Source organism: Ruegeria sp. BF7 (assembly GCF_056538605.1).
This window is the reverse complement of the sequence record NZ_JBQFTM010000003.1, coordinates 147,122-157,409: the sequence shown is the minus strand read 5'-3', so window position 1 is coordinate 157,409 and position 10,288 is coordinate 147,122. Positions and strand designations below refer to the sequence as shown.

Here is a 10,288-nt window from a genome sequence, read left to right as displayed (position 1 = left end):
TCTTTGTGCGACATTTTACAATAGGATACGCAGCATATACGGGGGTGGATCAATCAGTTTAGAAGTTTTTCTCAGATGCACTATGTCGTGAGGCTAAGTGAGGTGATCCAGCCGTTTTGCTCAGCCGTAGAACCTGCATTACAACAGATACGGCGAAGGCATGAGCAATTTTGACGGAAAAACCTATTGGATCGTCGGCGCCAGCGAAGGGCTGGGACGGGCGCTGGCCCAAGCTCTGAGCCGCGAGGGTGCACATCTGATCCTGTCCGCGCGCAATGCCGACCGTCTGGCCGAGATTTGCGAAGCGCTTCCCAATGCGCGGGCCGTGCCCTGTGATGTGACTGATCTGGACACCGTGCGCCGTGCGGCGGTTGAGGTCGGAAAGGTGGACGGGCTGGTCTACAATGCCGGGGCCTATGAGCCGATGCGCTCGGGCGATTGGGATACCGAGGCCGTTTTGGCGATGACCGAAGTGAACTATACCGGCGCGCTGCGGGTTCTGGGAGAAACAGTGCCGCGGTTTGTGCGCGAGGGCCGGGGGGATATCACGCTGATCGGGTCTCTGTCCGGCTATCGCGGTCTGCCGGCTGCGGTGGGATATGCTGCCAGCAAGGCGGCTTTGGTCTCGCTGGCGGAAACGATGCGGTTCGATCTGGCGGGCACCGGGGTGACGGTCAGGATCGTCAATCCGGGTTTCATCAAGACGCGCCTCACCGAGAAGAACAGTTTCAAAATGCCGATGCTGATGACCCCCGAAGACGCGGCAGGGCGGGTGGTCAAAGCAATGTCGCGCCGCCGCTTCCGCACCGATTTTCCGGCGCCGTTTTCCTGGGTGATACGGTTGCTGGATTACCTTCCGGACTGGCTGGTCTATCGTGGAAAATAGACCCTAATAAAGGCATTTCTAACCAAACTGCCCTTGGCAGAACCAGCCCGCCGACATGGTGTCGCCATGACCGTAGAACAGCCACAGCCGCTCTCCCTGTTCGGTCACAACAACCCAGTAATCCCGTACACCGCTGCGCCAGTCGGGGTCATCCAGCCACCATTCCGGCGCGATCCGTTCCGGCCCGGTGGCCTGTGCCAGTTGCCAGTCGCGCCCGCGCCAGCGAAAGGCACTGGGCACGTCCGGGGTTTCCGGGGCCATCACCGGTTCGGGCTGCCACATCTGCAAGGGGCGCGGGCGCGGTGGGGCGGGCCAGTCGCGCGCGGGTTCGGACCATGCGGCGGCCAGCGTCTGCGCGGTTTTCTCGGGGATATGCGAGGCTGCCGGGTGGCGTCGGGTGATCGCGTCCAGCCCCACTCGTGCGCCCAGCTTGCCGATCAGGTCGTCCACGGCGGTGTTACCCTCCAAACGTTCGCGGGCCACGCGGCGAGCCTCGGCATGACCAGCCACCGTGCGGGCGTGGATGGGCTCAGACTGGATCGCCTCAAGCCGCAACATGTCGATGCCATAACCTGCATCGATCTTATCGATTTTCATCTCTAACAAAGGGCGAATACGGTGTCTGTCATAGGTCGGACGGGCCAGGCCGACCTCGATGATCTCTGCCGCCTGATCGGCGCGGTGCGCCTCAAGCCGCAGGGTGCGGACGCCGCGCCCTTTCTCTTCCAGCTTGGTGCAGAGCGTTGGTAGGACCCGGTCAATGGCGGCCATCACGTCTTCAACCAGCCCGATCGGGTTGGGCAGGGTTATCCGCACTGCAAAGTGATGCGGCGGACGGGCGGGCGAGACCGGCTCGGGCGCGCTGCCCATGGCCTGATCCAGCCGCAGCACCAGCCCGCGCCCGAACCGTCGCGCCAAACTGGCACGCGGCTGGCCCAGCAGATCGCCGATCCGTCGCAGACCCAGCCGGTTCAACTGCGCGACCGCCTGATCCTCCAGCCGCAGCGCCGCGATGGGCAGAGGGCTGAGTGCGCCATAGGACTGTCCCGGGGCTGCAATCCGTGCGCCGCCGCCCAGGGCCATCACCTGTGGCGCGGCCCCACCTCTGGTCCAGTGCCGCCGTTTGCCTGCCCGGGCACGGGTGGCGCGGGCCTCTTGGCTGATGGCGTCGCCATTGCGGTCGGACGTGGCCTCTTGCCCTGCGTACCGCGCCAGTGCCCAGGCCGCGCCCAGCGTATCAGCGATGCCCATCTGCACGCTCAGGCCCATATCGGCGCAGTCAATCTCAAGAACGCTCAGCAACGCCTCTTCTCCACCGAACAGATGGGCGCAGCCAGACAGGTCGACGATCAGCCCGTCCGGCGATTCCTCGGCCACCCATGGGCTGAACTTGCCCGCCCAGCGGCGTAAGGCGGTCAGAAACGCGGCCTCGGCCGGGGCATTGCGAGGGCGCGTTACAAGGTTTGCGCACATGGCATGAGCGTCGCGCACCGGCTGACCCACGCGCAGACCCGCGGCTTGCGCATCCGCGTTCAGCGAGGTGATGACCTGCATGTTCGACTGCTCGGCCACCACTGCCAAAGGCCCATCCTGCAGGCCCCGCGCGGCGCGGACCAGCCGTTCAGCCCCCAGACGGGGGAACCACAGTGAGAGTATTCGGCGTTTGGGCATTGGCAGACATCAAAATGTTCCCATTTTGTTCTTATCGCAGAATCATGCCCTGAGTCTACGCTTACCCGCAGGTCAGGCGCTGAATGTTTCCGGCTCCGTTCACAAAAACATTAAGGCGGTCGATGCGATAATCCTGCGTGGCGATGTCATCCGGACCCAGAACGCGCGACCGTTCGGGCAGCTGGGCCTGAATGGTCGAAACCGGCTGACCAATAGAATCCGCAAAAGCTTCGCCCTGGCAAAAGGCCAGATCAACCGGTGCGGCTTCGGGGGAAAGGCGGACGTCTTCAGGCGGGGGCGGTGTCTCGGCACAGGCGGCCAGCAGGATCAGAATTGGAATAAAACGGCGCATTGGCGTTCCTCTTTGCGGCAATGTCGTTTCTGCAATATCAAAACATTAGCCAATCTGTCACCAAAGCGCAGTTGAAAACACCCTGCGATTGACGCAGGGTCGGGTCAAATAAGACAGGGAGACAACGATATGCGTACCCGTGCCGCCGTCGCCGTTCAGGCGGGCAAACCTTTGGAAGTGATGGATGTAAACCTCGAAGGCCCCAAGGCGGGTGAGGTCCTGGTGGAAATCAAGGCCACCGGCATCTGCCACACCGATGAATTCACCCTGTCGGGCGCCGACCCCGAAGGTCTGTTTCCTGCCATTCTGGGCCATGAAGGCGCGGGTGTTGTGGTCGAGGTCGGCCCGGGCGTGACCAGTCTGAAGCCGGGCGACCATGTGATCCCGCTCTACACCCCGGAATGCCGCGAGTGTGAATACTGTCTACATCCCAAAACCAACCTGTGTCAGGCGATCCGCGAAACCCAAGGCAAGGGGCTGATGCCCGACGGAACGTCCCGGTTCTCGACGCTGGATGGCGATCCGATCCTGCATTACATGGGCTGCTCGACCTTCTCGAATCACACGGTCCTGCCCGAAATTGCGCTGGCCAAGGTGCGCGAAGACGCGCCGTTCGACAAGATTTGCTATATCGGCTGCGGCGTGACCACCGGTATCGGCGCAGTTATCAACACCGCCAAGGTGGAAATCGGCAGCCGTGCTATCGTGTTCGGTCTGGGCGGTATCGGTCTGAACGTTATTCAGGGCCTGCGTCTGGCCGGGGCGGATCAGATTGTCGGAGTGGATCTCAACCCGTCAAAGGTCGAGATGGCCACCAAGTTCGGCATGACCGATTTCGTGAACCCCAAAGAAGTCGAGGGCGATCTGGTTCCATATCTGGTCAACCTGACCAAGGGCGGCGCGGATTATACCTTTGACGCCACCGGCAATGTCGGCGTGATGCGCGATGCGCTGGAATCGGCGCATAAGGGCTGGGGTGAATCGATTATCATCGGCGTGGCACCTGCAGGGGCCGAAATCTCGACCCGTCCGTTCCAGCTGGTCACCGGTCGCTCGTGGCGCGGGACTGCATTCGGCGGTGCGCGAGGCCGGACCGACGTGCCCAAGATCGTCGATTGGTACATGGACGGCAAGATCGAGATCGATCCAATGATCACCCACACCATGGGCCTGGACGACATCAACCATGGGTTTGACCTGATGCATAAGGGTGAAAGCATCCGATCGGTCGTAGTTTATTGATAGAATAGAGATAAATGCACGGGGCGGGCTTTTGCCTGCCCCTTTGGTTTCTTACATTCCTTATTGCGAATGAATTCTGAGTTGAGGAATTGAAGTGAGAATAGGAACTACGGATCGCCTTGCGGTTCTGATAGACGCAGATAACGTGCCTGCGAAACACGTTGCTGAGATTTTTGAAGAAGTTGCGACTTTAGGTGAAGCCAGCCTTAGACGGATCTACGGAGATTTCTCTATCGGTGGGCCCCAAGGGTGGGCGGCCACCTCGCTGGCCGAGTTCGCTATAGTTCCACATCAGCAATTCGCCAATACATCCAAGAAGAACTCCAGCGACATAGCACTAGTCATTGATGCGATGGATATCCTTCACAGCAATCGGTTCAGCGGGTTTGTGCTGGTATCTTCAGATAGTGACTTTACCCGGCTCGCCAGTCGCATCCGCGAGCAAGGGCTGCACGTTTATGGAATTGGGGAACGTAAGGCGCCAAAAGCGTTTGTCGCTGCCTGTAACAGGTTCATCTATATCGAAAATATCGAAAAGCCTGGAGCAGATACGCCACAATCAAAAGCGCCGGATAGCACAAAGGCGAAGCATGAGTTGAACCACGCATACCAGTTGATCCGAAACGTTGTTTTGAACACGAAGGAAGCGGATGGTTGGGCCAGCCTTTCTTTTGTCGGTAGTCAATTGGGCAAAATCTATCCGGATTTTGATGCCCGTTCGTATGGCCATAAGCGGCTCAGCGACCTGGTGCGTGCCATCGACCGTTTTGACAAAAGCGGCGCAAATGGCGATCTCAAGATCAAATGTAGGGAACCCTGACGGTCAGAGTTTACTCCCCCGGCCGAGACGCCCCGGTGTCCGACCGCGGCGACCGCACCCGCAGAACTGGGGTGTTGGCCGAAGTGGTGTTGGTCCTGCTCTCGCGCCAGACCACATAGACGCCGGATGCGATGATGACGCTTGCGCCCACCGCCACCCAAATGTCCGGGCGTTCGCCAAAGAAAACCATTCCAAAAATCGTGGCCCATATGATCTGGCTGTATTGGCTGGGGGCAATAACGCCGGCGGGTGCGGCACGATAAGCCAGAATGATCAGGTGCTGGGCGATGACCGAGAACACGCCGACCAGCGCCATCATCGCCAGATGCAACAGGGACGGGGGTTGATACACCACCGGTTGGGCCAGGCTCATCACAGCAATGGCCAGCAGCATGGGGTACAGGATCAGCACGGCCGAGCGTTCCTCATTTCCGATCTTGCGCACCAACACGGATGCGAAGGCGCTGCAGAAGGCGGCTGTGAGAGCGGCCAGATGACCCAGCGTGATATCCGTTGCGCCTGGGCGCAGAACAATCAGGACACCGATCAGGCCCACGCCGACCGCCGCCCAACGCTGGGCGCGGACGACCTCGCCCAGAATCGGGATCGACAGCACCGTGACGATCAACGGAAAAGAGAAAAGCAGTGAATAGACCTCGGCCAGCGGCAGGACCGAAAACGCATAGAAGGCGCAGACCATGGATGTTACCATCAGGGCCGAGCGCAGCAGAACCAGCCACGGGTGACGCGGCAGGAAGTTCCCGGTTGTGCGGTCGGTCAGGATTGTCACCGCCATCGGCACAAAGGAAAACAGCGTGGCGAAAAAGATGATTTGCATCACCGAGTAAGTGCCACCCAGCACCTTGATCAGCGCGTCATGGCTGGCAAAGACCGCAAAGCCCGCAAACGCATAGCCAAGGCCCCGGAGGGTGGTGTTCTGAGTGCTCATCGCTGTGGCCTCGGGTGATATGTCGGTGTGGTGGCACTATGCCGTCGCAGCGCAAAGGGGCTGTCTTGCCCCTGAGTAAACGCATTTCACCAGCCCGCATAGCCCCTAATTTATCGCTAACATCGCAAAGCTGCCATGTTGTGAGATCAACGCAGAACCGGCGGCGCGTCCTTGGGTTGGCGCGCCGATTGCACGCCCGCCTTCATTCCCACTCCGATGCGCCGAGCCAGTGCGACCCACGGGGTTGTCGTTTCCGGCGGCAGTGTCCGGGTGGCGACCTCTTCGAACAGGTCCAGCCAATGGGCGAAGAGTTCGGGTTTCACGTCGGGCCGTTCGATATGAACACGCTGCGGATTGCCGTCATAGCCGCGTTCATACAGGATGGCGTTGCGCCAGAAAGCGGCGATCTTTTCCTCATGCGCGGGCCAGTCGGTGACGTGGTTGTTGAAGACCGGTCCCAGCACGGCGTCCGCGCGCACACGAGCGTAAAAGGCGCGGACCTGTGCGTTGATCTGGTCCGGCGTGGCCGGAAAGCGTGGAGGCAGGATGGGTCTGGTCATGTAGGTACCGAATTCGACTCTGTTCTGAGCCAATATCTGGTTGAGGGGTCAAGCGACAGGCGTGGTTTTGTCGCGCGGGTCCGGCGTCAGCAGATGTCGCAGCAGGGCCACCGGATGCGCCTTCAGGCTGAGGCGGGTGGCGACGTAATCCTCGACCACCTGTTCGCCCAAGGTCATCTGCGGCAGGTAGGCTTCGGGCTCGTCCAGCGCCTCGCCCTCCAGATCTTGCGAAAACAGCGGCAGCGGTTTGGCGGTGGCAATCGCCTTGGCCTGCCATAACGCCTCGCGCCGGGTCAGGTCACAGGCGGCAAAGGCGTCGGCCTCAGCCAGCCGTTCGATCACCGAAGGGCCAAGGCCCGCACGGCGCCAGACATCGTCGACCTGATGGTAGCCGTTACCCCGCGCGGCGGTCAGCCAACTGGCGTCGTCTTCGCTCAGCCCCTTGATCTGACGAAAGCCCAGCCGCAGGGCCAGCCCGCCTTGGCCGTCGGGTTCCATCACATTGTCCCAGAAACTGGCATTGATGCAGACCGGGCGCACCTGAACCCCATGTTCGCGCGCATCGCGCACGATCTGGGCGGGCGCATAGAACCCCATCGGCTGTGAGTTCAGCAGGGCGCAGGCGAAGATGCCCGGATGGTGGCATTTGATCCAGGCGCTGGCATAGACCAGCAGCGCAAAGCTGGCCGCGTGGCTTTCGGGGAAGCCGTACGACCCGAACCCTTCGATCTGCGAGAAACAACGTTCGGCAAAGTCATCCTCATACCCGTTGCGCTTCATGCCGCGCAGGAACAGGGCGCGGAACTCGCTGACATTGCCGTGCTTCTTGAACGTCGCCAGTGACCGTCGCAACCGGTCCGCCTGTTCCGGGGTAAATCCCGCGCCGACGATGGCGATCTGCATCGCCTGTTCCTGAAACAGCGGCACGCCCAGCGTTTTGCCCAGCACCTCGCCCAGCTCGTCCGAGGGGAAGCTGACCTCCTCCTCCCCATTCCGGCGGCGGATATAGGGGTGGACCATGTCGCCCTGAATGGGGCCGGGGCGGATGATGGCGACCTCGATCACCAGATCATAGAAATTGCGCGGTCGCATCCGTGGCAGGAAGTTCATTTGCGCCCGGCTTTCCACCTGAAACACACCCACCGAGTCCGCCTTGCAGAGCATGTCATAGACCACCGGGTCCTCGGGCGGCAGAGTGGCCAGCGTATAGCTGGTCTGGTGGTGCTGACCGATCAGGTCAAACGCCTTGCGGATACAAGTCAACATCCCAAGGCTGAGCACATCAACCTTGAGAATGCCCAGACTGTCGATGTCATCCTTGTCCCAGCAGATGACCGTACGGTCCTCCATCGTGGCGTTTTCGATGGGGACGAGTTCGTCCAAGCGCCCCTCGGTAATAATGAATCCGCCGACGTGCTGAGACAGATGTCGGGGGAAGCCGTCGATCTCATAGACCAGCATTAGAGTCTGTTTCAGCCGTCGATCCTCGGGGTCGAGGCCGATTTCACGCATGCGCTGCGCTTCAAGCCCAGAGGCGGAAAAGAAGCCCCAGAGCTGCGAGGACAACGCCGAAATCGTGTCCTCGGTCAGGCCCATTGCGCGGCCAACCTCGCGAATGGCGCGCTTGCCGCGATAATGTACGACCGTGGCGCACAGGCCCGCGCGTTCGCGGCCATAGCGGTCATAGATGTGCTGGATGACTTCCTCGCGGCGTTCATGTTCGAAATCGACGTCGATATCGGGTGGTTCATCGCGCGCCTCAGAGACGAAGCGTTCGAAGACCATGGTGCCCATCTCAGGGCTGACCTCGGTGATGCCGAGGCAGAAACAGACGACAGAGTTCGCCGCCGAGCCGCGACCTTGGCAGAGGATGCCGCGCGAGCGGGCGAAATGGACGATGTCGCGGACAGTCAGGAAGTAAGGCTCGTATTTCAGCTTGCCGATCAGGGTGAGCTCATGCGCCAGCATCTTTTTTGCTTTCTCGGACGCCCCGGCGGGATAGCGCCATTTCAGCCCTTCCTGCGCCAGCCGATGCAGGCGTTCGGTCGGGGTTTCCTGCTCGCTGCCCTCGCTGGGATATTCATAGCGCAGTTCATCAAGCGAAAAGGTGAGCTGTTCGCTGAGCTCATGCGCGCGGGCAACGGCGCCCTCATGACCTTTGAAGATGCGCAACATCTCGGCCTCGGATCGCAGGCGTTGCTCGCCATTGGCCAGCGCCTCGCGGCCCAGGTCGTCGACCTTGCGGCGCAGGCGGATGGCGGTCAGGACGTCGGCCAACCTGCGGCGGCTCCCGTGATGCATCATCGGCGTGGCGCTGGCGAGGGTGAGGATGCCGAGTTGATGTGATTCCGTCTCTAATAAAGAGAAATATGCGCTATCTGCGCCATCATACCGAGGGTGCATCAGCAGATGCATCCGCCCGGCAAAGCGGCGCGTCAGCTGTTGCGCCTGTGTCCGCCACACGCTCGCGCCGCCCGGAGACCGGGTCGCTTGTGGCCAGAGCAGCAGGTGAAGGCCGTCGGAGAATTCCAGCAGGTCCGACAGGTGCAGGATGCAGTCGCCTTTCTCGGCGCGCAGGCGACCTTTGGAGAGGATGCGGCACAGGTTGCCCCAGCCCTGCCGGTTCAGGGGCAGGGCGGTGACGGCAGGCGCATCGGTGAAGATCAGCCGCGCCGCCGGGATCAGGCGGGGTACCGCGTGGATGGGGTACGAGGGCGGTTTGGGGATGTGATCGGGGCAGGGTGGGCCGATCGCGGTATTCTGCGCCTCCCACTCCAGCCGCTCGCGGACCTTGCGGGCGATCTCGCGCCCCTGGGTGTGGGCGCGGACGATCCCGGCAACCGAGTTGTCATCGGCAATCGCAATGGCGGGCAGGCCCAGAGTGACGGCACGCTCCATATACTCCTCGGGGTGCGAGGCCCCGGTGAGGAAAGTGAAGTTCGACGTAATCGACAGCTCGGCATACATGGCGATTCCCTATTATATTCACGTTTTGTTCTTTTTCGAGTCCTTTGCTGAAATTGAGGGGAAGTCCCATTCCCCAAATGGTGGCTACCGACCGAAAAACCTTCAATTGCAACGCGTGTACGCTGGCGTTCTTAGGGGCCGCTTAACCCAGACAGCGGCTGCCAGGAAAGAAGGCGAAAACTGTGCTATAATACGCCCCTCAATTTTACAGGACGATTTTGGAAGGAATTCATTATGGCCGTATCTAAGCCACAGCGAATCGTTATGCACTGGACAGCAGGGAAGTATGAAATGTCCGGTAGCGATTATGACAAGTACCACGAAGTTGTTGAGGGTGATGGAACGCGCAGGCTGTGCAAGCGCAGACCGGAAGCCAACAACAATGTGAATGACGGAGATTATGCCGCGCATGTCAGGGCCAAGAACACAGGGTCAATCGGTTTGGCAATGTGTTGTATGCAGGGTGCAAAGGAAAGGCCCTTCAAGAAAGGGAAATACCCGATGACGGAAACCCAGTTGGGTGTGTTCATCGACATGGTAGCCGAGTACGCGGAAACCTACGACATCCCGATAGATCGCCGTCACGTTCTTTCGCATGAAGAGGTTGATGTCACATTGGGTGTGCCACAGGACAAGTGGGATATCATGTGGCTGCCTCACATGGCCAAGCCCGGAGATGTCGTGGAAGTCGGCGATTTCCTGCGCGAAGGTATTTCCAGCGCTCAAAACAGAAAATTCAATGCGACCAAGCCGGTTTTCGCAAGTTTCAACGAGGATGATTTAATCGACAAGATCGTTGCGAGGATCAAGACGGAACTCGCCTGATTGCAATCCGCGCTGA

General features: G+C 60.5%; 9 protein-coding genes. 4 read left to right on the top strand and 5 right to left on the bottom strand.

The genetic code is table 11. The features are described 5' to 3' along the window. Positions 1-160 precede the first annotated feature (160 nt). Positions 161-886: an SDR family NAD(P)-dependent oxidoreductase gene (locus ACR0IK_RS09260; protein WP_480641259.1), complete on the top strand. Its 726-nt coding sequence runs from the start codon at positions 161-163 to the stop codon at positions 884-886. Between the two features lie 18 nt (positions 887-904). On the opposite strand, the gene ACR0IK_RS09255 is transcribed toward ACR0IK_RS09260, so the two are convergent. Next, positions 905-2,557: a DUF6504 family protein gene (locus tag ACR0IK_RS09255; protein ID WP_480641258.1), complete on the bottom strand. Its 1,653-nt coding sequence runs from the start codon at positions 2,555-2,557 to the stop codon at positions 905-907. A 61-nt stretch (positions 2,558-2,618) separates the two neighbouring features. After that, positions 2,619-2,909: an I78 family peptidase inhibitor gene (locus ACR0IK_RS09250; RefSeq protein WP_480592285.1), complete on the bottom strand. Its 291-nt coding sequence runs from the start codon at positions 2,907-2,909 to the stop codon at positions 2,619-2,621. A 129-nt stretch (positions 2,910-3,038) separates the two neighbouring features. Here ACR0IK_RS09250 and ACR0IK_RS09245 point away from each other — a divergent pair, with 129 nt between their 5' ends. Together ACR0IK_RS09245 and ACR0IK_RS09240 are read left to right on the top strand one after the other, a co-directional pair. Continuing rightward, positions 3,039-4,151, top strand: a complete 1,113-nt coding sequence (locus ACR0IK_RS09245; protein WP_480592287.1) for an S-(hydroxymethyl)glutathione dehydrogenase/class III alcohol dehydrogenase — start codon at positions 3,039-3,041, stop codon at positions 4,149-4,151. Between the two features lie 100 nt (positions 4,152-4,251). Further along, positions 4,252-4,971, top strand: coding sequence for an NYN domain-containing protein (locus tag ACR0IK_RS09240; RefSeq protein ID WP_480641483.1), 720 nt, complete (start codon positions 4,252-4,254; stop codon positions 4,969-4,971). Between the two features lie 10 nt (positions 4,972-4,981). Here the strand turns inward: ACR0IK_RS09240 and ACR0IK_RS09235 are convergent, their stop codons facing one another. The 3 genes from ACR0IK_RS09235 to ACR0IK_RS09225 all read right to left on the bottom strand — a co-directional run bounded on the left by ACR0IK_RS09235 (position 4,982) and on the right by ACR0IK_RS09225 (position 9,447). Further along, the gene (locus tag ACR0IK_RS09235) at positions 4,982-5,920 is read right to left on the bottom strand and encodes a DMT family transporter (RefSeq protein ID WP_480592289.1); all 939 of its coding nucleotides are present in this window, start codon (positions 5,918-5,920) and stop codon (positions 4,982-4,984) included. A 146-nt stretch (positions 5,921-6,066) separates the two neighbouring features. Further along, positions 6,067-6,480, bottom strand: a complete 414-nt coding sequence (locus ACR0IK_RS09230) for a group III truncated hemoglobin (protein WP_480641256.1) — start codon at positions 6,478-6,480, stop codon at positions 6,067-6,069. A gap of 48 nt (positions 6,481-6,528) precedes the next feature. Continuing rightward, positions 6,529-9,447 (bottom strand): error-prone DNA polymerase, encoded by a 2,919-nt coding sequence (locus ACR0IK_RS09225; protein WP_480641255.1) that lies wholly within the window; start codon positions 9,445-9,447, stop codon positions 6,529-6,531. Positions 9,448-9,681: 234 nt separating this feature from the next. On the opposite strand from ACR0IK_RS09225, the gene ACR0IK_RS09220 reads away from it, so the two are divergent. Next, complete coding sequence (locus ACR0IK_RS09220) at positions 9,682-10,272, top strand: peptidoglycan recognition protein family protein (RefSeq protein ID WP_480641254.1); 591 nt, start codon at positions 9,682-9,684, stop codon at positions 10,270-10,272. Positions 10,273-10,288: the final 16 nt, after the last annotated feature.

What these genes read in the sequence shown, in the direction of transcription:
- ACR0IK_RS09260 (WP_480641259.1), top strand. Translation starts at nt 161, where the DNA reads ATGAGCAATTTTGACGGAAAAACCTATTGGATCGTCGGCGCCAGCGAA.
- ACR0IK_RS09255 (WP_480641258.1), bottom strand. Translation starts at nt 2,557, where the DNA reads ATGCCCAAACGCCGAATACTCTCACTGTGGTTCCCCCGTCTGGGGGCT.
- ACR0IK_RS09250 (WP_480592285.1), bottom strand. Translation starts at nt 2,909, where the DNA reads ATGCGCCGTTTTATTCCAATTCTGATCCTGCTGGCCGCCTGTGCCGAG.
- ACR0IK_RS09245 (WP_480592287.1), top strand. Translation starts at nt 3,039, where the DNA reads ATGCGTACCCGTGCCGCCGTCGCCGTTCAGGCGGGCAAACCTTTGGAA.
- ACR0IK_RS09235 (WP_480592289.1), bottom strand. Translation starts at nt 5,920, where the DNA reads ATGAGCACTCAGAACACCACCCTCCGGGGCCTTGGCTATGCGTTTGCG.
- ACR0IK_RS09230 (WP_480641256.1), bottom strand. Translation starts at nt 6,480, where the DNA reads ATGACCAGACCCATCCTGCCTCCACGCTTTCCGGCCACGCCGGACCAG.
- ACR0IK_RS09225 (WP_480641255.1), bottom strand. Translation starts at nt 9,447, where the DNA reads ATGTATGCCGAGCTGTCGATTACGTCGAACTTCACTTTCCTCACCGGG.
- ACR0IK_RS09220 (WP_480641254.1), top strand. Translation starts at nt 9,682, where the DNA reads ATGGCCGTATCTAAGCCACAGCGAATCGTTATGCACTGGACAGCAGGG.